At 70.3% G+C, this 23,221-nt stretch carries 25 protein-coding genes, 1 tRNA gene, 2 pseudogenes and 1 riboswitch; of the genes and pseudogenes, 16 read left to right on the top strand and 12 right to left on the bottom strand.

Annotated features, from left to right (window positions below; translation table 11 throughout):
- Positions 1 to 149: 149 nt before the first annotated feature.
- Both J7E94_RS14615 and J7E94_RS14610 read right to left on the bottom strand, forming a co-directional pair.
- Positions 150 to 488, bottom strand: a complete 339-nt coding sequence (locus tag J7E94_RS14615) for a DUF488 domain-containing protein (RefSeq protein WP_215015654.1) — start codon at positions 486 to 488, stop codon at positions 150 to 152.
- Positions 489 to 493: 5 nt separating this feature from the next.
- On the bottom strand, positions 494 to 943 hold the full coding sequence (locus J7E94_RS14610) for a hypothetical protein (protein ID WP_215015643.1): 450 nt from the start codon (positions 941 to 943) through the stop codon (positions 494 to 496).
- Positions 944 to 1,148: 205 nt separating this feature from the next.
- On the opposite strand from J7E94_RS14610, the gene J7E94_RS14605 reads away from it, so the two are divergent.
- Positions 1,149 to 1,901: an MBL fold metallo-hydrolase gene (locus tag J7E94_RS14605; RefSeq protein ID WP_215015641.1), complete on the top strand. Its 753-nt coding sequence runs from the start codon at positions 1,149 to 1,151 to the stop codon at positions 1,899 to 1,901.
- A 94-nt stretch (positions 1,902 to 1,995) separates the two neighbouring features.
- Here the strand turns inward: J7E94_RS14605 and J7E94_RS14600 are convergent, their stop codons facing one another.
- The gene (locus J7E94_RS14600; RefSeq protein ID WP_215015651.1) at positions 1,996 to 3,222 is read right to left on the bottom strand and encodes a PTS transporter subunit EIIC; all 1,227 of its coding nucleotides are present in this window, start codon (positions 3,220 to 3,222) and stop codon (positions 1,996 to 1,998) included.
- 300 nt (positions 3,223 to 3,522) lie between these two features.
- A complete protein-coding gene (locus tag J7E94_RS14595) occupies positions 3,523 to 4,824 on the bottom strand; it encodes a PTS transporter subunit EIIC (protein WP_215015639.1) in 1,302 nt (433 codons plus the stop codon).
- A 219-nt stretch (positions 4,825 to 5,043) separates the two neighbouring features.
- On the opposite strand from J7E94_RS14595, the pseudogene J7E94_RS14590 reads away from it, so the two are divergent.
- The 4 genes and pseudogenes from J7E94_RS14590 to rdgB form a co-directional block, all read left to right on the top strand.
- A pseudogene (locus J7E94_RS14590) lies at positions 5,044 to 5,286 on the top strand (glucose PTS transporter subunit EIIB); the annotation flags it as partial.
- A 98-nt stretch (positions 5,287 to 5,384) separates the two neighbouring features.
- Positions 5,385 to 6,116, top strand: coding sequence for a ribonuclease PH (rph, locus tag J7E94_RS14585; protein WP_215015637.1), 732 nt, complete (start codon positions 5,385 to 5,387; stop codon positions 6,114 to 6,116).
- A gap of 120 nt (positions 6,117 to 6,236) precedes the next feature.
- Positions 6,237 to 6,623 carry a hypothetical protein gene (locus J7E94_RS14580; RefSeq protein ID WP_215015635.1) on the top strand — a complete coding sequence of 129 codons (387 nt, stop codon included), beginning with the start codon at positions 6,237 to 6,239 and terminating at the stop codon, positions 6,621 to 6,623.
- An 8-nt stretch (positions 6,624 to 6,631) separates the two neighbouring features.
- On the top strand, positions 6,632 to 7,258 hold the full coding sequence (gene rdgB, locus J7E94_RS14575; protein ID WP_215015633.1) for an RdgB/HAM1 family non-canonical purine NTP pyrophosphatase: 627 nt from the start codon (positions 6,632 to 6,634) through the stop codon (positions 7,256 to 7,258).
- Between the two features lie 55 nt (positions 7,259 to 7,313).
- Here rdgB and J7E94_RS14570 read toward each other — a convergent pair.
- The 4 genes from J7E94_RS14570 to bcp form a co-directional block, all read right to left on the bottom strand.
- A tRNA-Leu gene (locus J7E94_RS14570) sits at positions 7,314 to 7,391 on the bottom strand.
- Positions 7,354 to 8,091 carry an HNH endonuclease gene (locus J7E94_RS14565; protein ID WP_215015631.1) on the bottom strand — a complete coding sequence of 246 codons (738 nt, stop codon included), beginning with the start codon at positions 8,089 to 8,091 and terminating at the stop codon, positions 7,354 to 7,356. Before J7E94_RS14565 ends, J7E94_RS14570 begins: the two co-directional genes overlap by 38 nt.
- Positions 8,088 to 8,735: an HNH endonuclease signature motif containing protein gene (locus J7E94_RS14560; RefSeq protein WP_215015629.1), complete on the bottom strand. Its 648-nt coding sequence runs from the start codon at positions 8,733 to 8,735 to the stop codon at positions 8,088 to 8,090. Before J7E94_RS14560 ends, J7E94_RS14565 begins: the two co-directional genes overlap by 4 nt.
- Before the next feature lie 143 nt (positions 8,736 to 8,878).
- On the bottom strand, positions 8,879 to 9,346 hold the full coding sequence (gene bcp, locus J7E94_RS14555) for a thioredoxin-dependent thiol peroxidase (protein WP_215015628.1): 468 nt from the start codon (positions 9,344 to 9,346) through the stop codon (positions 8,879 to 8,881).
- A gap of 104 nt (positions 9,347 to 9,450) precedes the next feature.
- Between bcp and J7E94_RS14550 the strand changes: the two genes are divergently transcribed.
- The 3 genes from J7E94_RS14550 (at position 9,451) to J7E94_RS14540 (ending at position 10,609) form a co-directional block, all read left to right on the top strand.
- On the top strand, positions 9,451 to 9,771 hold the full coding sequence (locus J7E94_RS14550) for a DUF3618 domain-containing protein (protein WP_215015626.1): 321 nt from the start codon (positions 9,451 to 9,453) through the stop codon (positions 9,769 to 9,771).
- 22 nt (positions 9,772 to 9,793) lie between these two features.
- Positions 9,794 to 10,135 (top strand): co-chaperone GroES, encoded by a 342-nt coding sequence (locus tag J7E94_RS14545; protein ID WP_215015625.1) that lies wholly within the window; start codon positions 9,794 to 9,796, stop codon positions 10,133 to 10,135.
- A 50-nt stretch (positions 10,136 to 10,185) separates the two neighbouring features.
- Positions 10,186 to 10,257: riboswitch (guanidine-III (ykkC-III) riboswitch) on the top strand.
- Between the two features lie 31 nt (positions 10,258 to 10,288).
- Positions 10,289 to 10,609: a multidrug efflux SMR transporter gene (locus J7E94_RS14540; protein WP_215015624.1), complete on the top strand. Its 321-nt coding sequence runs from the start codon at positions 10,289 to 10,291 to the stop codon at positions 10,607 to 10,609.
- 2 nt (positions 10,610 to 10,611) lie between these two features.
- On the opposite strand, the gene J7E94_RS14535 is transcribed toward J7E94_RS14540, so the two are convergent.
- Positions 10,612 to 13,086 (bottom strand): transglycosylase domain-containing protein, encoded by a 2,475-nt coding sequence (locus J7E94_RS14535; RefSeq protein WP_215015623.1) that lies wholly within the window; start codon positions 13,084 to 13,086, stop codon positions 10,612 to 10,614.
- A 210-nt stretch (positions 13,087 to 13,296) separates the two neighbouring features.
- On the opposite strand from J7E94_RS14535, the gene J7E94_RS14530 reads away from it, so the two are divergent.
- From J7E94_RS14530 to J7E94_RS14510, 5 genes and pseudogenes are all read left to right on the top strand, one after another.
- Complete coding sequence (locus J7E94_RS14530; RefSeq protein ID WP_215015650.1) at positions 13,297 to 14,100, top strand: ABC-2 family transporter protein; 804 nt, start codon at positions 13,297 to 13,299, stop codon at positions 14,098 to 14,100.
- Positions 14,093 to 14,959: an ABC transporter permease gene (locus J7E94_RS14525; RefSeq protein WP_308345042.1), complete on the top strand. Its 867-nt coding sequence runs from the start codon at positions 14,093 to 14,095 to the stop codon at positions 14,957 to 14,959. The genes J7E94_RS14530 and J7E94_RS14525 overlap by 8 nt, the downstream gene beginning before the upstream one ends.
- A 6-nt stretch (positions 14,960 to 14,965) precedes the next feature.
- Entirely contained in the window at positions 14,966 to 15,928 is a 963-nt protein-coding gene (locus tag J7E94_RS14520; RefSeq protein WP_215015622.1) for an ATP-binding cassette domain-containing protein, read from the top strand.
- Between the two features lie 81 nt (positions 15,929 to 16,009).
- A pseudogene (locus tag J7E94_RS14515) lies at positions 16,010 to 16,639 on the top strand (DUF1707 domain-containing protein); the annotation flags it as partial.
- 188 nt (positions 16,640 to 16,827) lie between these two features.
- Positions 16,828 to 18,162, top strand: a complete 1,335-nt coding sequence (locus J7E94_RS14510) for a DUF445 domain-containing protein (protein ID WP_251056660.1) — start codon at positions 16,828 to 16,830, stop codon at positions 18,160 to 18,162.
- A 267-nt stretch (positions 18,163 to 18,429) separates the two neighbouring features.
- On the opposite strand, the gene J7E94_RS14505 is transcribed toward J7E94_RS14510, so the two are convergent.
- Positions 18,430 to 18,729 (bottom strand): hypothetical protein, encoded by a 300-nt coding sequence (locus J7E94_RS14505; RefSeq protein WP_215015611.1) that lies wholly within the window; start codon positions 18,727 to 18,729, stop codon positions 18,430 to 18,432.
- Between the two features lie 33 nt (positions 18,730 to 18,762).
- The gene (locus J7E94_RS14500) at positions 18,763 to 18,942 is read right to left on the bottom strand and encodes a hypothetical protein (RefSeq protein WP_215015610.1); all 180 of its coding nucleotides are present in this window, start codon (positions 18,940 to 18,942) and stop codon (positions 18,763 to 18,765) included.
- 188 nt (positions 18,943 to 19,130) lie between these two features.
- On the opposite strand from J7E94_RS14500, the gene J7E94_RS14495 reads away from it, so the two are divergent.
- The 3 genes from J7E94_RS14495 (at position 19,131) to J7E94_RS14485 (ending at position 22,182) form a co-directional block, all read left to right on the top strand.
- Positions 19,131 to 19,667: a GNAT family N-acetyltransferase gene (locus tag J7E94_RS14495; protein ID WP_215015609.1), complete on the top strand. Its 537-nt coding sequence runs from the start codon at positions 19,131 to 19,133 to the stop codon at positions 19,665 to 19,667.
- Positions 19,668 to 19,899: 232 nt separating this feature from the next.
- Complete coding sequence (locus J7E94_RS14490) at positions 19,900 to 20,904, top strand: hypothetical protein (RefSeq protein ID WP_215015608.1); 1,005 nt, start codon at positions 19,900 to 19,902, stop codon at positions 20,902 to 20,904.
- Between the two features lie 159 nt (positions 20,905 to 21,063).
- A complete protein-coding gene (locus J7E94_RS14485) occupies positions 21,064 to 22,182 on the top strand; it encodes an MrcB family domain-containing protein (RefSeq protein WP_215015607.1) in 1,119 nt (372 codons plus the stop codon).
- Here J7E94_RS14485 and J7E94_RS14480 read toward each other — a convergent pair whose 3' ends face one another.
- Positions 22,183 to 23,187, bottom strand: a complete 1,005-nt coding sequence (locus J7E94_RS14480; protein WP_215015606.1) for an SEC-C metal-binding domain-containing protein — start codon at positions 23,185 to 23,187, stop codon at positions 22,183 to 22,185.
- Positions 23,188 to 23,221 lie beyond the last annotated feature (34 nt).

Genomic DNA, 23,221 nt, shown 5'->3' with positions numbered 1-23,221 from the left:
AGCGCCGTGTGGTGAGCCGCAGGGTCATCCCCAGCCCGTCCGGCGTTTGAGGACCGGGTCCGGGCGGAGCCCGGGCGGGAGTCCCGGACGGAGAGTCTGGGGGAGGTGGAAGGGCGGGCGGGGAAGGGCCCCGCGCAGCGGAACGGGGGTTACCCGCCCAGCAGCTCCGCAAGCACGGCGGCATGGCTGGAAGCCGGATCCTTGACCGCGGTCAGCAGCGTCACCGGCCCCGCCGCAACCAGCTCCCGCAAGCGCCCCAGCTCCGCCTCCGCCCCCGGCCCCGCCAGCTCCGCGAGGTACCGCTCCCGGAACTCCCCGGCGGAGCCGCCCCCGTGGAACCACTTCCGCAGCTCCGCCGACGGCGTGACCGCCCGAGGCCATTCGTCCACCGCCGCCGCCTCCTTCGACAGCCCCCGCGGCCACAGCCGGTCCACCAGCACCCTCACGCCGTCCGCCTCGGGCTCAGGCGCGTCGTAGACCCTCCGCATCCGGATCACCGTCTTCTGCACCCGCCGCCTCCCAGGCCCTTGACCTCGTCCCACACTGTCGGATCCAGTACGCCCATCCGCTTGCGGAACTCCCACAGCGACACCTCCACCGGCCGGTCCGCCTCCACGAATGCCGCCCGGCCCTGCGCCCCCACCGTCCCCGGGGGCAGCGGGACCACCCCGGCCCGCCGGTCGTCGTACTTGCCGCTGATCCACGCGACCCGCGCCCGGTGGCCCCGTACCGGCCCCAACACCAGGACCAGGCACATCCGCCCGTCCGCCAGACACCACAGTTCACCCGCCCGGGGCCGCGGCGGCGGCCCGGTCCCGTGCCCGGGCGGCGGCGCGGCCCCGGGCGGGGCCCGGCGCGGGAGCCCCAGCCGACCCCCGGCGACCAGCACCACCAGCGCCACGGCCACGACCGCGGCCACCGCGGGCCACCAGGACGTGTCCATGCTTCGACCGTAGCCGCGCGGGAACGGCCCGGCACGGCAACGTGGGGCGACGTCCGTGCCCACTGTCGCTCCCCCGGGTGACAGCACAGGTGATTCCCCCCACAACGGCCCGCCGCGGAGGAGCGACCGGCCGTTTCGCGCCTTACGCTCGACGCACGCACGGCCCGCATTCCGTCCACGGACCGTCCACGGAGGTTCACGCTCCATGAAGCTCACCGTCGTCGGCTGTTCGGGGTCGTTCCCGTCCGCGGAATCGGCCTGTTCGAGCTACCTCGTCGAGGCCGACGGCTTCCGGCTGCTCCTCGACATGGGCAACGGCGCCCTCGGCGAGCTGCAGCGCCACATCGGGCTCTACGACCTCGATGCGATCTTCCTGAGCCATCTGCACGCCGATCACTGCATCGACATGTGCGCCTACTTCGTCGCCCGCTTCTACCGGCACGAGGGCGGCCGCTGCGGCACCATCCCCGTCTACGGCCCCGAGGGCACCGAGAAGCGCCTGTCCGCCGCCTACGACGACGTCCCCGACGAGCGCTCGATGAGCGAGGTCTTCGACTTCCGCACGCTCAAGCCGGGCAGCTTCGAGATCGGTCCCTTCCAGATCCGCACCGAGCGGGTCAGCCACCCGGTCGAGGCGTACGGCATCCGCATCGAGCACGGCGGCCGCTCGCTCACGTACTCCGGGGACACCGGGGCCTGCCGCGAGCTGGGCCTGCTCGCCCAGGACACCGACCTCTTCCTCTGCGAGGCCTCCTTCACGCACGGCAAGGAGGAGATCCCCGACCTCCACCTCAACGGCCGCGAGGCGGGGGAGTACGCGCGCGGCGGCCGGGTCGGCCGGCTCGTCCTCACCCACATCCCGCCGTGGACGGACGCCGAGCAGAACCTCGCCGACGCCCGCGCGGTCTACGACGGCCGCGTCGACCTGGCGTACTCGGGCGCCGTCTACCAGGTCTGAGCCCCCCCGGCACACGACCAGGCACGACGAAGCCCCCGCCCTTCCTTCCGGAAGAGCGGGGGCTTTCGGCTGTGGGCCTTCGGGCCGGTCGGCCTTACTTGGCCTCGGCCTTCGCCAGCTCGGCGAGCTCCTCGTCGGACTCGCGGCCAGGCGTGGGGAGGTTGAACTTCGTGATCGCGAAGCGGAAGACGAAGTAGTAGACCACCGCGAAGCAGAGGCCGATGCCGGCCAGGCCCCACGGGTTGTTGGCGATGCCCAGATTCAGGCCGAAGTCGACCAGACCGGCCGAGAAGCCGAAGCCGTCGCGCATGCCCAGGGCCCAGGTCAGCGCCAGGGAGACACCGGTGAGGACCGCGTGGATCGCGTAGAGCACCGGGGCGATGAACATGAAGGTGAACTCGATCGGCTCGGTCACACCGGTGACGAAGGACGTGAGCGCGAGGGAGAACATCATGCCGCCGACGACCTTGCGGCGCTCGGGGCGGGCGCAGTGGACGATCGCGAGGCAGGCCGCCGGCAGGGCGAACATCATGATCGGGAAGAAGCCGGTCATGAACTGTCCGGCGGTCGGGTCGCCGGCGAGGAAGCGGGCGATGTCACCGTGGACGGCGCCGTTGGCGCCCTCGAACGAACCGGCCTGGAACCACGGGAAGGAGTTCAGCAGGTGGTGCATGCCGATCGGGATCAGCGCACGGTTGGCGACACCGAAGAGGCCCGCACCGACGGCGCCGGAATCGGTCAGCCACTCACCGAAGTTGTGCAGGCCCGTACCGAGGACCGGCCAGATGAGACCGAAGACGATACCGGTGACCAGACCCGCGATGGCGGAGAGGATCGGGACCAGGCGGCGGCCGCCGAAGAAGCCCGCCCAGTCCGGCAGCTTGGTCCGGTAGAACTTCTGGTACAGCAGGGCTGTGATGATGCCCATCACCACACCACCGAGGACACCGGCGTTGACCGCGGCTTCCACGTGGATGATCTTGTCGCCGTCGACCTTGGCGACCTTCGGCAGGTTGCTGTCCGTAAAGGTGGCGAGCACCTTCTGGAAGACCAGGTATCCGGTGACGGCGGCGAGAGCGGTGGAACCGTCCGACTTCTTGGCGAAGCCGATCGCGATGCCGACGGCGAACAGCAGCGCCATGTTGTCGAGGATCGCGCCACCACCGGCGGCCATGTAGCCGGCGATCTTGAGGACGAACGTCGGGAAGACGTCCTTGTCGCCCAACATGTCGGTCGCGCCCAGGCGGAGCAGGAGCGCACCGGCAGGCAGCACCGCAACGGGGAGCATGAGGCTCCGGCCTATGCGCTGCATGACGGCCATCACGCCAGCGCCCTTCTTCTTTTCCGCCGCGGGGGCGGTAGCCGTGGTCACAACTTCCTCCAGTGGGCAAGGCGCCGCCAGGGGACATGAAGAGGGGGGACGGCGACGTCTCAGAAAGGGAGACCACGGCTGCTCCGCATGCGCATGGTCTACACCATTCGGTGGTGTAGACCAGTTGTAGCACGGTGAGGGTTAGATAAGGAACCTTCGATTTCCTGTGGTCTAAACCACATGACGAAGGGCCCTCGGATCGAAGGATCCGACGGCCCTTGAGGCGGGGGGCACAAGGCCCGCGCGCACCTACGCCTTCACGTTCTCCGCCTGCATCGCCGCGATCTCCTCGTCCGACTCCCGCCCCGGCGTCGGGATGTTGAACTTGGTGATCGCGAACCGGAAGATCACGTAGTAGACGACCGCGAAGCACAGCCCGATCGGGATGATCAGCCACGGCTTGGTCGCCAGCTTCCAGTTGATCACGTAGTCGATCAGACCCGCCGAGAAGCTGAAACCGTCGTGCACGCCCAGCGCCCACGTCACCGCCATCGACACACCCGTCAGCACCGCGTGGGCCACGTACAGCAGCGGCGCCACGAAGAGGAACGAATACTCCAGCGGCTCGGTGATGCCGGTGACGAAGGACGTCAGGCCGACCGACAGCATCAGGCCCCCCACCTCCTTGCGCCGCTGCGGCTTCGCGCAGTGCGCGATGGCCAGCGCCGCCGCCGGAAGCGCGAACATCATGATCGGGAAGAAGCCGGACAGGAACTGCCCCGCCTCCGGGTCGCCGTTCAGGAACATCGAGATGTCACCGTGCACGACCTTCCCGTCCGGCGTGGTGAAGGTGCCGAACTGGAACCAGATCGGCACGTTCAGGAACTGGTGCAGGCCGATCACCAGCAGCGCCCGGTTCGCGACACCGAAGATGCCCGCACCCCACGACCCCAGCCCCACCAGCCAGTCGGAGAAGCTCTCCAGCGCGTCACCGACCGGCGGCCAGATCCACAGGCAGAGCGCGGCGAAGGCGATCGCGACGAAGGACATGATGATCGGCACCAGCCGCCGGCCGTTGAAGAAGCCGAGCCAGTCGACCAGCTTCACCCGGTGGTAGCGCTGCCAGAACCAGGCCGTGAGCAGCCCCATGATGATGCCGCCGAAGACCCCCGGATTCTGGTACGTGAACCCGGCGAAGGCGTCGCCCTGCCCCAGGCAGCCGCCCGACAGGGTCCGCGTCCCCGCCGGGCAGTCCTTCGGGAACGCGTGCAGCACCCCCCGGTAGACCAGGAATCCCGCCCCCGCCGCCAGGGCGGTCGAACCGTCCGCCTTCTTGGCCATCCCGATCGCGACACCGATGCAGAAGAGGAGCGGCAGGCCGAGGTCGGCGTCCAGCAGCGCCCCGCCCGCACCCGCCATGACCTTGGCGACGTCCGTCCAGTTCAGGCCGTCCTTGCCGAAGACGTCGTCCTGGCCCAGCCGGTTGAGGATCCCCGCCGCGGGCAGGACGGCGATCGGCAGCTGAAGGCTCCGCCCCATCTTCTGCAGCCCCTGGAACAAACCGTTCCACCACGTGTGCCGTGGCTCTGCTGCGGCGCTGCTCGCGCTCATCGGCGTCCTCCCTGACCGGCCCGTTTTTGGCAGCCGCAGCACGTGCGGCACACTGGTGTAGACCAGTTGCGGGCAGGCTGCTGCTGATCGTCATCATTCGGCAGATACCGGTCATGTGCCTGCCTGGGTGGGCCAACCGTGCGTTAACGTGACGAAGCGGACCACACAGGTGGGAACCATGTACCTGGCCGCCGAGACTCGTTCTTCGTAAAACTCAGGGAGAAACACATGGCCACCAAGGCTGAGAAGATCGTCGCCGGGCTCGGCGGCATCGAGAACATCGAAGAGGTCGAGGGCTGCATCACCCGCCTGCGCACCGAGGTCATCGACCCGAGCAAGGTCGACGAGGCCGCACTGAAGGCCGCCGGCGCCCACGGCGTCGTCAAGATGGGCACCGCGATCCAGGTCGTCATCGGCACCGACGCCGACCCGATCGCCGCCGACATCGAAGACATGATGTGAGCTGAGCCCCACCGGCTCCCCTCCACCACCCGAAGACCCCGTACCGGACCCACCCGGACGGGGTCTTCGCGTTCCACCACAGGGACTAGGCTCGGAGCATGTCTCGCATCGACGGCCGTACGCCCGAACAGCTCCGCCCGGTCACCATCGAACGCGGATGGAGCAAGCACGCCGAGGGCTCCGTCCTCGTCTCCTTCGGAGACACCAAGGTCTTCTGCACCGCCTCCTTCACCGAAGGCGTCCCGCGCTGGCGCAAGGGCAGCGGCGAAGGCTGGGTCACCTCCGAATACTCGATGCTGCCCCGCTCCACCAACACCCGCGGAGACCGCGAATCCGTCCGCGGCAAGATCGGCGGCCGCACCCACGAGATCTCCCGCCTCATCGGACGCTCGCTGCGCGCCGTCATCGACTACAAGGCCCTCGGCGAGAACACCATCGTCCTGGACTGCGACGTCCTCCAGGCCGACGGCGGCACCCGCACCGCCGCCATCACCGGCGCCTACGTCGCCCTCGCCGACGCCGTCGCCTGGGGCCAGAAGAAGAAGCTCATCAAGGCCGGCCGCAAGCCGCTCACCGGCACCGTCGCCGCCGTCAGCGTCGGCATCGTCGACGGCGTCCCGCTCCTCGACCTCTGCTACGAGGAGGACGTGCGCGCCGAGACCGACATGAACGTGGTCTGCACCGGCGACGGCCGCTTCGTCGAGGTCCAGGGCACCGCGGAGGGCGAGCCCTTCGACCGCAAGGAACTGAACGCCCTCCTGGACCTCGCGGCCGGCGGCTGCGCGGACCTCGAAGCCCTCCAGCTGAGCGCGCTGGAACTGGAGCTGTAGGCCCGACGTCTACGAAGACACGGGCGCACGGTGTCACCACCGCGCGCCCGTCCACGTAGGCGTACCCGAGTACCCGAGTACCCGATGATCCGAGCATCCGATGCCCTTGGGGGGACCCTGATGAAGCCGAAGTACCGCATCGCCGCCATAGCCGCGGCCGCCGCGCTGACCCTCCCGGCCCTGACGTCCTGTGACGCGATCTCCACGGCGATGGACTGCGCCAACACGGCGGTGGCCATCACCGACGGCGCGAACGACCTCCAGCAGGCCGTCTCCCAGGCCGGCAACAGCCCGCAGGACGCCCAGAACGCGCTCAACCAGATCGAGACGAACCTCAAGAAGATCGGCGACCAGACCGACAACGCCGACCTGGGCAAGGCCATCGACTCGATGAACACCGCGGTGCAGAACGTCCGCACCTCCCTCCAGAACGGCAACTCCGCCCCGGACATCAAGCCGGTCGCGGACGCCGCGAGCGAGATCTCCAAGGTCTGCACCCCGGGATAATGGGGTCCATGACCTCGACGCCCTCGAAGCTGCCCAACCGCCTGATCCTGGCCACCCGCAACGCGGGCAAGGTCTCCGAACTCCGCGCCATCCTGTCCGACGCCGGCCTGCCGCACGAGCTGGTCGGCGCGGACGCGTACCCGGAAATCCCGGACGTCAAGGAAACCGGCATTACCTTCGCCGAGAACGCCCTCCTCAAGGCCCACGCCCTCGCCCAGGCCACCGGCCTCCCGGCGGTGGCCGACGACTCGGGCCTCTGCGTCGACGTCCTGAACGGCGCCCCCGGCATCTTCTCCGCCCGCTGGGCCGGCCGCCACGGCGACGACAAGGCGAACCTGGACCTGCTCCTGGCGCAGCTGTCGGACATCGCCGACGAACACCGCGGAGCCCACTTCGCGTGCGCGGCGGCCCTGGCCCTCCCGGACGGCACCGAACGCGTCGTCGAGGGCCGCCTCCTGGGCACCCTCCGCCACACCCCTTCCGGCGCGGGCGGCTTCGGCTACGACCCGATCCTCCAGCCCCTGAACGACACCCGCACCTGCGCGGAACTCACCCCGGCGGAGAAGAACGCCATCTCCCACCGCGGCCAGGCCTTCCGCGCCCTGGTCCCCTTCGTCCGCGCCCTCCTGGGCTGACGGCCAAGAGAAAACGGCCCGCCCCTTCGAATCGAAGGTCGCGGGCCGTTCTTGTTGGTGCGCCCGGTCGGATTTGAACCGACAACACCAGGCTTCTAAGGCCTGTCTCTCTTGCCAATTGGAGTACGGGCGCTAGGCGTGCCCAACTCTACCGGCTGGCGGTGTGACGGTTGGCCTGCCCTCGTTGCGTTACGCCTGCGCCCACCACGACACCATGTGCTGGTGATCGCGTGGCAGTTGGGGCACAGCAGTCGGAGGTTCTCGCGGCGGTCGTCGCTCCAGTCGCCGTTGATGTGGTCCACCTCCAGCGTCATGGGCTGCCCCTGCCATTGGGGCGGGGCCCCGCACCGGTGGCAGCGCTCTGGCACGCCGATCTCGCGCAGCGCCCGGCGCAGCGTCTTGGTGCCGGTTCTGCGCTGCCTGTCATTCCGGACGAGCACCTCATCAGGCGCCTTGGCGGTGGGCGACGGCTTGCCGCGCTGGTGGGCCTGGCCCAGGAAGTGAGCGGTGCTGATGCCCTCGTCCGCGATCCATTTCCGCAGGCATGCGCGTTGATGGTGGTTGTTCGGCCGGCCGAGGTGCCGAAGAGTCTCCGAGAGGGAGTACGAAGCGTCCACCGCGTGCTGGAGTTCCGCCGCCGACGGCCGGGGCAACCGCCCAACTGCGGGGAAGTGGGACACATCGATCCCGTGGTCGGCGAACCGCTTCAGAAGATAGGACCCCAGCCGCGGGTACGGTCGTGTGCCCAGGTGGGCGATAACCTCCTCGATGTTTGAGCAGAGTCGGGCGGCCTCGGTCAGAACTTCCCTCGTGTAGTGGTTGGCACGGGTCACTGGCGCACCTTGCCCCGGCCCCGGTATGTGTTCGTCGTGGAGTGGCAGTTGGGGCAGAGGAACCGCAGGTTCTCGCGCCGATTGTTCCGCCAATCGCCGTCGATGTGGTCGACCTCCAAGGGGAGCGGCTCCCCCAGCCAGACCGCCTCGATGCCGCACAAGGCGCAGCACTCATCGATCCCGACCTCGAGGAGGGCGCGCCGCAGCCGAGAGTTGGGCGTTCTTGTGGCCTGCGGCGAATGGTCCTCGTGCAGGATCTCCTCGGCTGTACGGCGGCGCCCGTTGTCCCGCATCCGCTCCGTCCACGTCGGGCCGGTGAAGTGCGCGGTATCGATCCCGAATGCCTTCACCTTGCGGCTGATGTGGGCGTGGTGTCCGCCAACGGCCTCCAGGCCGAGTCGGTGGAGCACCTCGTACATGTTGCTGGAGGCGGCTACAGCCGCCTCCAGGACCTCCTTCGTCCACTTCACCCCCTCCCGCTCGAAGTGGGAGACGTCCACGCCCAGCTTTCGCATGAGGTCGTGAACGTAGCGCCGCGAGCCCCCTTTCGGGGCCACTCCTAGCTTCTCCAAAGCCTCTGTCAGCGTGCGCGACGTGCTCGCCGCCTCCGCGAGGCGTTCCTTCGTGTACCGGCTGATCGGCATCCGGTCCCCTCCGTTCCCGGCCGCGCGTGCGGCCCTCGTACGGAGTAACGGACCGATAGTCGGACAGTTACGGGCTGTTTTGCCCGATAAACGGAACGGCCCGCACCGGTTTGGTGCGGGCCGTTCCGACAGGAAGGGGTGGGTCAGATGCCCAGGTCCTTGATGATCTTGGCTACGTGGCCCGTGGCCTTCACGTTGTAGAAGGCGTGCGCGACCTTGCCGTCCTCGTCCACGACCAGCGTGGAGCGGATGACCCCGGTCACCGTCTTGCCGTACAGCTTCTTCGCGCCGTACGCGCCGTACGCCGTCAGCGTCTCCTTCTCCGGGTCGCTGACCAGGGTGACCCTCAGGTCCTCCTTCTCGCGGAACTTCGCGAGCTTCTCCGGCTTGTCCGGGGAGACGCCGATCACGTCGTAGCCGGCCGTGGCCAGCAGGTCCAGGTTGTCCGTGAAGTCGCAGGCCTGCTTCGTGCAGCCCGGGGTCAGCGCGGTCGGGTAGAAGTAGACGATGACCTTGCGGCCCTTGTGGTCGGCGAGGGAGACCTCGTTGCCGTCCGCGTCCGGCAGGGTGAAGGCGGGGGCGGTGTCGCCCGGCTGAAGTCGCTCGCTCATGTCAACAGTCTCCTCGGGAGGGCATCGGTATGTCACGAGACTAAGCTGACAGCCTGTTCATGGGGGATCACGCCCCACACGACCATGACGACGGAGGCAGCGCGGTGCCGGAAGCCAGGACCCCCGCACAGATCGAGGCGGACATCGTCCGCCGCCGCGAGCAGCTCGCCGAGACGCTCGACGAGATCGGCGTGCGCATGCACCCGAAGACGATCATCGGGGACGCGAAGGCACGGGTCGCCTCGACGGTCGACCACACCGCCGGGCGTGCCTTCGTCGCGGTGAACCGTCTCGTGACGGACGTGGCCGACGGGCTGCGCTACGAGGACGGGGCTCCGCGCGTCGAGCGGATCGTGCCGGTCGTGCTGCTGGCCGCCGGTGTGGTCGGGCTGGTCGTGCTGTCGGTGCGGCGCAGGCGCGGATGACGTCCTCAGGTAGGTTCAAGGGGTGAGCGAGAACACCACCCACGACAAGCTGCCCATCCGCATGCTGCACGACCGCGTGCTCGTGAAGTCCGACCTGCCGGAGGGGGAGCGCCGCTCCGGCGGCGGCATCCTCATTCCGGCGACGGCCGCGGTGGGCAAGCGGCTGGCCTGGGCCGAGGTGGTCGCGGTCGGGCAGAACGTCCGGGCCGTCGAGCCCGGTGACCGGGTGCTGTACGACCCGGAGGACCGGGCCGAGGTCGAGGTGCGGGGGTCGACGTACGTGCTGATGCGCGAGCGGGACCTGCACGCCGTGGCCGCGGAGCGGCTGGAGGGGTCGAAGGACTCCACCGGGCTGTACCTCTGAGTCGACAGGCGAGCACAAAAGGGCCGGTGGCGGATGTCACCGGCCCCTTTGCGTGCCCTTTGCTACGGTGGTCGGGAACCCCGACGAGACGCGCCGTACCGGGTACGACAAGACGACGCACCCCGTATCGCTCGATGTCTCGGAGGTGCCGTCATGGCATGGGTTCTTCTTCTCGTCGCCGGTCTGCTCGAGGTCGGCTGGTCGATCGGCATGAAGTTCACCGCGGGCTTCACCCGGCTGTGGCCCAGTGTGTTCACGGGCGCCGGGATCGTCGCCAGCATGGTGCTGCTCTCGTACGCCGCCAAGTCGCTGCCCATCGGTACGGCGTACGGGGTGTGGGTGGGCATCGGTGCCGCCGGTGCGGCCGTGCTCGGTATGGCGGTGCTGGGTGAGCCCGTCACCGCCGCCCGGATCTTCTTCATCTGTCTGCTGCTGGTCGCCGTGGTGGGGCTGAAGGCGACCTCCGGTCACTGACCTCATTCGAGGAAGGCGGACGGGGGCACCGGGCGCGGGCCCTGTGTGGCGCCGCCGGCGGCCGTGCCGGCCGTGCCGGCCGTTCCGGCGGTGGCGGCGCCTTCCGTGCCCGTGGTGGTGCCGCCCTGGTTGCCCTCGGTGGCGCCGCCCTGGGTCTGGCCGCCTTGGGTCTGCCCGCCGTTGTCCTGCCCGCCGTTGTTCTGGCCGCCTTGCTGCTGGCCCTGGTTCTGGCCGCCGTTGTCCTGGCCGCCGTTCGGGGGCGTCGGGCGTCCCGGCCGGTTCGGCCGGTTCGGCCGCTCCGGGCGCGTCGGGGTGGCTTCGTCCGGCGTCGCCTCCTCCGTCGGCTGGTCGGACGGGGTCGACGGGGTGGTGGGGAGCAGCGCTGCGCCCGGCTGGAGTTCCAGGTCGAAGTCGAGGGGGTCGGTGCCCTCCAGGGCCGTCTTCGTGTACTGGGCCCAGATCCGGGCCGGGTAGCCGCCACCGCCGATCCGGGGTTCGCCGAGGGCGCCGTAGAGCGACTGGAGGGTGCCGGTGTCCGGGTCCTGGCCCATCATCGCGACCACGGTGACCAGGTCGGGGGTGTACGCCGCGAACCAGGCCGAGCGGTCCAGCTCCGCGGTGCCGGTCTTGCCCGCGGCCGGGTGGCCGGCGGCGAGGGCGGCCGTGCCGGTGCCGTTGTCGACGACGCTGACCAGCATGGACGTGGTGGTGTCGGCGGCCTCGCGGGTGACGGCCTGGGTGGGGGTGCGGGCGGGCAGGCCGATCGTGTCGCCGCCCTTGGTGATCTTGTCGACGAAGGTGTAGGGGGTGCGGCGGCCGTGGTCGGCGAGGGTCGCGTAGGCCTGGGTCATGTCGAGGACGCTGGCCTGGAGGGTGCCGAGTGCCATGGCGGGGCCGGGGTCGAAGTTGGGGGTGTCCTCGGGGATGCCGAGGTCGACGGCGGTCTGTTTGACCTTCGCGGTGCCGACGTCGACGACCATCTGGGCGAAGACGGCGTTCACGGAGAGGTCGGTGGCGGTGTTGACGGTGATGTTCCCGTAGGAGACCTGCCCCTCGTTCTCGGGGGCGTAGGGGATCCGGGTGCCGACGACGCGGCGCTTGTTGTCGCCGTTGTAGACGGTGTTCGGGGTGATCCGGCGGCCGTCCTGGGTGCGGGAGTCGTTCTGGACGGCGGCAGCGAAGACGAACGGCTTGAAGGTGGAGGCGACCTGGTAGTCGTGCCGGGTCGCGTTGTTGACGTACTGCTTGGTGTAGTCGATGCCGCCGTACATGGCGACGACCTTGCCGGTGGCGGGGTCGATGGAGACTCCGCCGGCGCGCACCACCCGGTCGGCTTTGCGCGTTTCCGGGTCGAGTTTGCCGACCATCTGGTCGTCGACGGCTTCGGTGAAGGCGTTCTGGCGGCGTCTGTCGATGGTGGTGGTGATGCGGTAGCCGCCTTCGGCGAGGGTTTTGTCGTCGAGGATCTCGCGTTCGACGATGTAGTCCTTGATGGCCTCGACGAGGTATCCGCGCTGTCCGGACAGTCCGGCGGCGGCGCGGACCTTGCCCGGTTCGGGGAATCGGGTCGTCGCGCGTTCGGCGGCGGGCAGCCAGTTCTTCTTGACCATGCCGTCGAGTACGTAGTTCCAGCGGGCGAGGGCGCGCGGGCGGCTCTGGGGGTGGGAGACGACGTCGAAGGCGCTGGGGGAGTTGAGGAGGGTGGCGAGGTAGGCGCCCTCGGCGGTGGTGAGTTTGCCGACGTCCTTGCCGTAGTAGGCCTGGGCGGCGGCCTGGATGCCGTAGGCGTTGCGGCCGAAGTAGCTGGTGTTCAGGTAGCCCTCGAGGATGTACTGCTTCGACTTCTCGCGACCGAGTTTGATCGCGATGAAGAACTCCTTGACCTTGCGTTTGATCGTCTGTTCCTGGCCCAGGTAGTAGTTCTTGACGTACTGCTGGGTGATGGTGGAGCCGGACTGGGTGCCCTTGCCGGTCGCGGTGTTCCAGGCGGCGCGGAGCATCGCCTTGGGGTCGACGGCCCGTTCGGAGTAGAAGTCCCGGTCTTCCGCGGCCAGTACGGCTTCCTGGACGGTCCGGGGGATCTGGGAGAGCGGGACGTTGACGCGGTCGACCTCGCCGTCCCGGGCGATCTGGGAGCCGTCGGAGTAGAGGTAGACGTTGGACTGGGCGGTGGCGCCGGCGTTGGCGGGCGGGATGTCCACCAGCAGGTAGCCGGCGACGAGGGCGCCGCCGAGCAGCAGGGCGAGGAGCAGGATGCCGCCCAGGAGCATGCGCCAGGTGGGGAGGGCGCGGCGCCAGCCGGTCCGCTGTCGGCGGCCCTTCCTGCCGGGATTCCCCGGCCTTTGCACCTGCTGTGCCCGCTGCGCCCGCTGCGCCCGCTGTGCCTGCTGTGCCCGCTGGGCCTGCTGGTCCCGCTGTTCGTCGGGCGTGTCCGGATCGCGAGGGGTCCAGCCAGGGGGTGGTGACTGGTCGCTCATCTCCAGGACTCCTCGGCGCCGTGCGAAATATCCACTTCTGTACCTCATGGTGTCTACCCGATGCCCGGTGATTACGCGCCGGACGGGGGTAAATCGGTCGCGTGGCTCGCCCCTCCGCACTAAGCTCGCGCGCTTTGGCCGACGTAGGAACGACGTGGGAAACGGAGGGATACGGTGCGTCAGAGAGCGCGGCACACCACGCGCGAGAGGGTGCGGCTCTACCTGGCCGTCGCGGCAGGCGGATTCCGCCGCTACGCGACCTACGGGATCGCGACGGCGGCCGGGGTGTTCACCAACACCGTGTTCGGTTTCATCGTCGCGTACACGTACATCGCGCTGTGGGACGAACGGCCCGGGCTCGGCGGCTACGACCAGGCGCAGGCCTTGACCTTCGTATGGGTGAGCCAGTCGCTGCTCGCCGCAGGGGCGTTGATCGGAGGCGGCTTCCAGGAGGAGCTGCAGGAGCGTGTCCGTACGGGGGACATCGCCGTCGACCTGTACCGGCCGGCGGACCTGCAGATGTGGTGGCTCGCCGCCGACTTGGGTCGGGCCGCCTTCCAGCTGGCGGGGCGGGGGGTGGTCCCGCTGGCGGTCGGGGCGCTGGTGTTCCGGCTGGCGCTGCCCGCCGATCCGGTGCGCTGGCTGCTGTTCCTGGTCTCCGTCACGCTCGGGCTGGTGGTGAGCTTCGCGGTGCGCTACCTGCTGGGGTTGCTGGCCTTCTGGCTGATGGACGGGGCCGGGATCAACATGGTGGCCACGGTCGTCTCCATCTTCTTCTCGGGGATGCTGCTGCCGCTGACCGTGTTCCCGGGCGGCTTCGGCGAGTTCGTCCGGGCCCTGCCGTGGGCGGCGATGCTGCAGGTGCCGATGGACGTGCTGATGGGCAAGCACGCGGGGGCCGGGGGCGCGGGGGAGGCGCTGGTGTTCCAGGCCGGGTGGGTGCTCGTACTGCTGGGTGCGGGACGGCTGTTGCAGTCGGCCGCGACACGGAAGGTGGTGGTCCAGGGTGGCTGAGGCGGTGCTGGAGCGGGAGGCGCCCGCGGCCTTGGAGCTGCCCCGGCGCAACCGCGTGCTGGAGGGGGTGCGCGGCTACGGGCTGATCGTGGCGATGTGGATCCGCTCGACGATGACGTACCGGACGTCGTTCCTCCTGTCGGCCTTCGGGAACGCGGCGATCACCCTCCTCGACTTCGTCGCGATCACCATCATGTTCTCGCACGTGGACGTCCTGGGCGGCTTCACGCTGCCCGAGATCGCCCTGCTGTACGGGTCCTGCACGGCCTCCCTGGGCCTGGCGGACCTCCTCCTGGGCAACACCCACCGGATCGGCGCACGGATCCGCGACGGTTCGCTCGACACGATGCTGGTGCGCCCGGTTCCGGTACTCGCGCAGGTGGCGGCGGACCGGTTCGCGCTGCGCCGGCTGGGGCGGTGTGTGCAGGGGCTGGGGGTGCTGGCCTGGGCGGTGTCGGTGCTGGACGTGGAATGGACCGCCGGCAAGGTGCTGCTGATGCCCGTGATGATCACGGCGGGGGCGGGGATCTTCGGTGCGGTGATGGTGGCGGGGGCGGCGTTCCAGTTCCTGGCGGGGGACGCGGCGGAGGTGCAGAACTCCTTCACCTACGGCGGCTGCACGATGCTCCAGTACCCGCCGACGGTGTTCGCGAAGGAGCTGCTGCGCGGGGTGACCTTCGTGGTTCCGCTGGCCTTCGTCAACTGGCTGCCGGCGCTGCACGTGCTGGGGCGGCCCGATCCGCTGGGGCTGCCGGAGTGGGTCGCGTACGCGAGCCCGCTGGTGGCCTTCGCGGTGTTCTTGCCCGCGTCGCTGGCGTGGCGCGCGGGAGTCCGTTCGTACCGAAGCACGGGGAGCTGATCGCAAATGGCGGCCGAGGCACTGATCTCGCTGGACGGGGTGGAGAAGGTCTTCGACGTACGGCGCCGGGTGGGGCTGTGGCGGCGGGAGAAACGCCAGGTCAGGGCGGTGGACGGGATCGGCTTCGAGGTGGCCCGCGGAGAGATGGTGGGCTACATCGGGCCCAACGGCGCCGGGAAGTCGACCACGATCAAGATGCTGACCGGCATTCTGACGCCGAGCGGGGGCCGGCTGCGGGTGGCGGGTATCGACCCGGCGCGGGAGCGGATGCGGCTCGCGCACCGGATCGGGGTGGTCTTCGGGCAGCGCACGACGCTGTGGTGGGACCTGCCGCTGAAGGACTCGTACGGGCTGATGCGGCGGATGTACCGGATCCCGGCGGCGCGGTACCGGGAGAACCTGGAGCGCTGCGTGGACCGTCTCGACCTGGCCGAGCTGCTCGACGTACCGGTACGGCAGCTGTCGCTGGGGCAGCGGATGCGGGGGGACATCGCGGCGGCGCTGCTGCACGACCCGGACGTGCTGTACCTGGACGAGCCGACGATCGGGCTGGACGTGGTCAGCAAGGCGAAGGTGCGGGGGTTCCTGCGGCAGCTGAACGAGGAGCTCGGGACGACGGTGCTGCTGACCACGCACGACCTCCAGGACATCGAGCAGTTGTGCGAGCGGGTGATGGTGATCGACCACGGGCGGCTGGTGTACGACGGGCCGCTGGGCGGGCTGCACTCGGTCGGGGACGGCGAACGGACCCTGGTGGTGGACCTGGAGCGGGAGCTGGCGCCGATCGAGCTGGCGGGCGCGCGGGTGGTGAAGGTGGACGGGCCGCGGCAGTGGCTGGCGTTCCCGGCGGGGGCCTCGGCGGCGCCGCTGGTCGCGGAGGTGGCGGCGCGGTATCCGCTGGTGGACCTGTCGGTGCGGGAGCCGGACATCGAGGACGTGATCGCGCGGATGTACGCGGGGCGGGGCTGAGGGAAAAATCAGGGAGAAGCCGGGGGAGGAGTGGGGGCCGGGCCCTGCAACTCCCCTGGAACCCTGCATAGTCTGGTGCGCATGAGTGACGAGCGGCCGGAGAAGCCGTTGCCGGAACTGAGGGCGTCGGATGCGGACCGGGACCGGGTGGTGGAGCGTCTGCGGGACGCCGTCGCCGAGGGCCGGCTCGACATGGAGGAATTCGAGGAGCGGCTGGAGGCGGCGTACAAGTCCCGCACGTACGCGGAACTGGAACCGCTGACCAGGGACCTGCCGGCGGCGCCGATGCCGATGTCTGCGCCGGTGGCCGCCTCTGCCTCGGCCTCCGGCTCGGGTTCGGGGTGGCCGGCCCGGATCGGCGGTACAGGCACCTCCGCGACGGCCGTCGCCGTCATGTCGGGGTTCCAGCGCAAGGGCCACTGGACGGTGCCCGCCCGCTTCGACGCGGTGGCGTTCTGGGGCGGTGGGGAGCTGGACCTGCGCGAGGCGAACTTCGCGCAGCGCGAGGTCGTGATCAACTGCGTCGCGATCATGGGCGGCATCCAGATCACGGTGCCGCCGGGCGTGGAGGTCGACGTACGGGGCTTCGGCCTGATGGGCGCCTTCGACCAGGCCGACGGCCCGGGTCCGGCCCAGCCGGGCGCCCCGCGGGTGGTCGTGACCGGCTTCGCCTTCTGGGGCGGCGTGGAGATCAAGGTCAAGCACCCCAGGCGCCCCTTGGACGGCGGCCCCCGGCGCAAGGAGCTGTAGGGCGGCCGCGGTGCGTCGCAAGCCCCGGCCGGGGACGGGACCCGCAACCCCTCCGGGGGAGCGAAACGGCGTGCCGGGAACTCCTGCCGCCTCCCAATAGTCGGATGCTGTGCAGACAAAACCGGCGCCCCCGGGGAAGGCAGGACCACATGAGCGACCGCACCAGCACCAGAGGAGCCGCCCCGCCGGCGGAGCCGCCGACGGCGCCCGCGCGCGGAGTGTTCGTGTTCAGCGCCGCCGACGAGGAGCGCCGCCGCGGTGTCCGCCGGATGAAGACCACCGCGACCGGCCTGCTGATCCTGGTCGCGCTGGTCTACGTACTGGCCAAGTACGCCCAGCACGCCTGGGGCGCGGGCGGCTGGGCCGCCTACGTCGCGGCCGCCGCCGAGGCCGGCATGGTCGGCGCGCTCGCGGACTGGTTCGCCGTCACCGCGCTCTTCCGGCGCCCCCTCGGCCTGCCCATTCCGCACACCGCGATCATCCCGACCAAGAAGGACCAGCTCGGCATCTCCCTCGGGGAGTTCGTCGGGGAGAACTTCCTCTCCTCCGATGTCGTCCGGGCCCGCCTGCACGCCCTCGGCATCGGCGGCCGCCTCGGCGCCTGGCTGGCCGAGCCCGCCCACGCGGACCGGGTCACCGCGGAACTGGCCACCGCGCTGCGCGGAGCCCTGACCGTGCTGCGCGATTCCGACGTACAGGCCGTCGTGGGCGAGGCCATCACGCGGCGCGCCGAGACGGCCGAGATCGCACCGGGCATCGGCAAGACCCTGGAGAGGGTCGTCGCGGACGGCGGGCACCACCGGGCCGTCGACCTCGTGTGCGCCCGCGCGGCCGACTGGCTGGTCACGCACGGGGACTCGATCTCGGACGCCGTCCAGGGCGGCGCCCCCGGCTGGACGCCGCGCTTCGTGGACCGCAAGGTCGGCGAGCGCGTCTACAAGGAGCTGCTGCGCTTCGTCACCGAGATGCGGGACATGCCGGAGCACCCGGCGCGCAGTGCGGTCGACCGCTTCCTGACGGACTTCGCGGCCGACCTCCAGTCGGATACGGAGACCCGGGCCCGTGTCGAACGCCTCAAGTCCGAGATACTGGCGCGCGACGAGGTCCAGGACGTCATCGCCTCCGCCTGGTCGGCGGTCCGCTCGATGATCATCTCGGCGGCGGAGGACGAGCAGAGCGAGCTGCGCCTGCGGGTGCGCTCCTCGCTGCTGTCCCTGGGCGCGCGGCTCGCCACCGACGGGCGGCTCCAGCGGAAGGTGGAGGGCTGGATCGAGGGCGCGGTCGTCTACGTCGTGACCACCTACCGGACCGAGATCACCTCCCTGATCACCGAGACGGTGGCGGGCTGGGACGCCGAGCACACCTCCCGCAAGATCGAGGCCCACATCGGCCGCGACCTGCAGTTCATCCGCATCAACGGCACGGTGGTCGGCGCCCTGGCGGGCCTGCTGATCTACACGGTGTCGCGCGCGTTGGGGGCGTAGGGCAGCAGCAGGCTCGGCGGGCGGGTGGGCGGTCGCTCGCTCGCGGGCGGCGGCAACCAGGCGCGGTCGGCCGCGGTGAGTCGCGCCCTGTGGCGGCCGGCGGGGCCCAGTCGTGGTCAGCCGCGGCGAGCCCCGGGTCAGCCGCGAATCAGCCCCGGTCAGCCGTGAACCAGCCCCGGTCAGCCGTGAACCAGCCCCGGTCAGCCGTGAACCAGCCCCGGTCAGCCGTGAAACAGCCCAGCCCCGGTCCGCCGCGAGCAGCCCCGGTCAGCCGCGGTCGGCGACGGCCCAGGACGCGGCGGCCACGACCCCCGCGGCGCCGAAGACGGCCGGCCACGCCCCGACCTTCTTGGCGAGCGGGTGCGCGCCCGCGAAGCCGGCGAGGTACAGCGCCCCGAGCCCGGCCGCCGCCGGCGCCCCGCCCTGCCGGTGCCACTCCCGCCCGGCCGCGAGCCCGGCGGCGCCGAGGACGACCCCGCCCAGGGGCCGCTTCTTCGTCCACCGGGCGACGGCGTACCCGCCGACCAGCCCGGCCGCCGCCACCACGGAACTCGGTACCCGCGCCATGTCCAACTCCCTGTCTCCTCTGGTGCTACGAGGCTAACGCGGCCGTCCGGCGACCCGGCGGGCGCCCAGCACCCACACCACCACGACCACGGCGCCGCCGATCACGGCGTCCGGCACCGCGTCCCGCAGGGCCCGAGGCAGCAGCGCCACGAGGCCCAGGACCAGAAGGAAGGCGAGGGCGCACCGGCCGGCCGCCCGAAGCAGTCTCTCCACGCCTGCTCAACGCGGGCGCGGGGTGTCCCGATACGGAGGGCGAGGAGGGGATTTGTCGCATACTCGCCGGATCCGTGCGATGTGCGCCGCCGGGAACCCGAAGCGCATAAATTCACTCTCCCCACCCAAAGAGGAAATTCCACCCCCACTCACCCCGCACCCCCCCCGACATCAGGAGCCTGGACATCGTGATCTGCTACGGACAGGCCGTCCTCGACCTCGCGGACGAACTGGTCGACGCCTACGCCGACGTCTTCGCCGCCCCGCCGTGGAACGAGGACGAAGAAACCATTCGCCAGTTCGCGACCCGCCTCCAGACCGACGCCCGGCGCCGAGGATTCCGTACGGCCCTCGCCCAGTCCGAAACCGGCATCGACGGCTTCGCCACGGGCTGGGTCACACCGGCCGCCTTCCCGAAGAACCGGGCGTACGCGCAGGTCGCCGCGCAACTCGGCCCGGACCGCGTGAAGGAGCTCCTGACCGGCGCGCTGGAGGTCGACGAACTCGCCGTACGCCCCTACGCGCGCGGCCGCGGCACCGGCCGGGCCCTGCTCACCGAGATCACCGCCGACGCCCCGGACCGGCGGGCCTGGCTGCTGACCTCCCGCCTCGCACGCGACACCGTGGCCACCTACCGCCGCCTGGGCTGGCACGAGGTCGCGGCCCGCCCCGGCACGGAGACGGGCGTCATCGTCTTCCTCTCCCCGGACCACCCGAACCGCTAGCCCGTGGCCTCCAAGTCCCTCCTGGCCGACGGGGCCCGGCACGCACGCACGCACGCTCGCTCGCCGGGTCGTCGCCGGTCACAGACGTCCCCCTCGCGATCCACGGCATTGCGGAATCCCGTGCGAGCGACCCTGACCCCTGCCGCCCGTCCAGGGCCGCGCGCCCCGACCTCCTCGGGAAGGCACGCCCCGGCGAAGGTGTCTTCCCGACGGGGCCGGGCATACCGGCCGCATGATGATCACCCCGCAGCAGTCCGGCGCGCCGCGCCGCCAACTCAACCTGGCCACGCGCCACCAGCTCACCACCGCCGGCGTCCCCGGCGGCACGATCACCTCCCGGACCCGCCCCGGCGGCCCCTGGCAGCGCCTGCTGCCCCGGGTCTACCTCCTCCAGACCGGGCCCCCGGACCACCGGCAACGCGCCCTCTCCGCCGTCCTGTACGCCGCCGAGCCGGCCGCTGACCCCCTCTCCGGCGACACGGCCGTCCTCACCGGCGGCGCCGCCCTCGCCCTCCTCGGCATCCGCGACGCCCCGCCCACCCCGGCCGACGTCCTGATCCGCGCCCCGCGCCGCCTCACCGGCACCCCGGAGGTCCGGCCGCTGCCGACCTCCCGCTGGCCGCGCACCATCACCGTCTCCGGCATCCCCAGCACCCGCCCGGTCCGGGCGGCGGCCGACTTCGCCTCCCGCGCCGAGGACCCCGACCGCATCCGCTCGACCCTGGCCCACGTCGTCCAGGCCGGCTGGTGCCACCCGCAGGACCTGCACACCGAACTCCGCGCCTCCCGCCTCCTCACCCGCCCCGCGATCCGCACGGCCGCTGCGGAACTGCTCGCCGGAGTCCGCTCGATCGCCGAGGCCCAGGCCCGCGACACCCTCACGGCGACGGACCTCCCGACCCCCCTGTGGAACGCCCGCCTCCACACGCCCGACGGCACCTTCCTGGCCAGCCCCGACGCCTACTGGCCCGACGAGGGCGTCGCCCTGGAGATCGACTCGGCGGAGTACCACTACACGCGCGACGCCTGGCACGCCACCCTGCGCCGCCGCCTCCGCCTGGAATCCCACGGCATCCTGGTGGTCAGCGCGACCCCCTCGATAATCCGCGACACCCCCACGGAAGTCCTGGCGGCCCTCCGCACCCTCCTGACCCTGGCCGCTTCCCGCCCCACCCCACCGACGATCATGGCCCGTGGTCACGTCCAACTTTCATTACCGCTGGAAGGGAGGCTCTAGCCGAATGGAGAAGTGTTCGAGGGGTCGCGACCGGCCCGGGCCACCTGACGGCCCGGGCACGGGGGTGTCGCGCATGAGGGGCGTCGAGATCGAGCCAGTTGTGGGCCAGAAATGATCGGTAGGGATCGACGGGTGTTGATCTCTGCATAGCGTCAGGCCATGACGATGCGGGAGTTGCTCCTTGAGGTAGCGCAGACTTATGAGCAGAAGGCTGGCACGGGTGCAGACGTAGTCGGCCAGAAGGCTCTTCGAGCAGTGTCCAGCCGCACCGATCTCGGGGTGCGGGAGGGCTGGGATGTTGCCGGGTTCGGCGGTAAGGGAAGCGCGGCCAGTGCGCCATGGATTGGGGTCTTTGACCCGGAGATCAATAGAGACCCAAAGGCTGGTCTGTACCTTGCCTACATTTTCAGTACGGATCTCACGTCTGTGACGCTGACCCTGCAGCAGGGGGTCACTGACCTAAGCGAAAAGATCAAAGAGAAGAAAGCTTTCCTCACGCATCTTGAGCGGCAGGCCGTGAGACTACAGGGGTCGCTTCCGTCAAGCCTGGTCGAGCAGTGGAACCATCGCCCGTTGTTTGGTCGTGGCGATCGCCCCGAGTCGTATGAAGCGGCGAGCGTTGTAGCTCGCCGGTACGAGGCGGACAACCTGCCTGTTGAGGGACAGCTTCAGCAGGATCTACGTGTGGCAGAAAACCTACTGCAGCGCGCTGCTGCCGCTGATGCTGCTTGGCGTGCTGCCAGGGAGGAAGATCAAGACGATCGAGAGCTTCCAGGTTCCTGGCAGGGCATTGAGACGCGTGCGATGGCGGCGTCGACTGGGTTCAAGCCCCGAAACAGCAGCGGATACGTGGCGAACATCGCTGCCCGGCAGCAGTTGAAGAGCCAGAAGCATGAGGCGTTGATCCGAGACTTTGGCGCGTACATCGTGACTCGAGACTTCACGCCGACGAACCTGCGGATCCACCCCAAGGATCTGATTCTCCGGCAGGGTGATGTTGCGGACGAGGGTGCCCCGGAGTGGCTCGTAGAGGTCAAAGTCATCAGGCAGGGGGACGCGGCCGAAGCTGTACGCGAAGCCGTAGCGCAACTTCGCGAGTACAGCTACTTCCTCTATCGAGAGCAGCGGCTTGCTGCTCCTCACCTCATAGGCCTGTTCTCCGAGGACATAGGCGTATACGCCCCCTACCTCGAGGACCAAGGTATCGCCGCGATTTGGCAGAACGGTGATGGTTGGGACGGCACCAGCACCGCTGCCGCCTGGGGCATGGTCGACTAATCAAGCGGTGGGCGCCCCGTGGCACTCGTTGTACGGCTTGCCCGAGGTGCACCAGCAGGGGGAGGTGGGGGTCGGGGGCCAGGGGGTGGCTTTGCCGCGGGCGGCCAGGGTCGTGGCGTATTCGGCCAGGAGGGACGGGGAGGCTGGGGAGGTTCGCTCCGAGGCGGCGAAGGCCTCGTACGAGGGGACGCTCGCGGTGACGATGCCGAGGTTCGTGGTGCCCGAGGCGGCCAGGGCGCGGAGGGAGGTTTCGATCTTCCTCAGGTGGGCCTCGTGGGAGGGGTACTCCGCCGCGAGGGTGGGGTACGACGTGAGCAGTTCGGCCAGTTCGCGTGCGGGCCAGTGGAGGATCGCCACCGGGAAGGGGCGGGAGAGGGCGGCGCGGCGGTCGCCCAGTTCGGCGCGCAGGCGGGCGATCTCGGCGCGGAGTTCGGAGGGGTCGTCGGAGCCCAGGGCCCAGATGCGCTTCGGGTCGTGGAGTTCGTCGAGGGGGATCGGGCCGATGTGGCGGGTGTCGGCGACCATGTCCCAGTCGTCGTGCGGGCGTCCGAGGAGGCGGCGGACGCGGTGGCGGCCCGTCAGGAGGGCGGTGGTGGCCGCGGTGAGCGGCTCTTCCTCGGTGATGAGGAGGGTCGCCGCCTCGGTGAAGCAGTCGTGCGAGGCCTCCAACTCGTCGTGGGTCTCCAGGGCTTCCGCGATGACCTCCCACGGCGCCGGGTCCTTGGGCGCGGCGGCGCGGATGCCCGAGATGAGGGCGCGGGCCTCCGCCTCGTGGCCGTACTCCCACAGGTTCGCCGCCTGGAGGGCCTTGATCAGGTACGGGCCGGCGGGGGAGGCCGAGAGGAGCTGGTCGTACAGGGCGCTCGCCCGATCGCGTTCGTCGGCCAGTTCGAGGTGGGCCGCGGCCTGGAGGAGCAAGGGCTCCTGGTCCTGGGGGTAGCGGGTCGCCGTGCGGATGAGGCGCTCGGCTTCGGCGATGTGCTCGGCAGGCGTGTCGGGGCGCATGGTTTACACCGTACTGCTGCTGGTCAGTTGACGG

This window comes from Streptomyces sp. ISL-94 (assembly GCF_018614075.1).
Lineage (GTDB): Bacteria > Actinomycetota > Actinomycetes > Streptomycetales > Streptomycetaceae > Streptomyces.
Note: the sequence above shows the minus strand (reverse complement) of the source record. Positions and strands in the feature narration are given on the sequence as shown.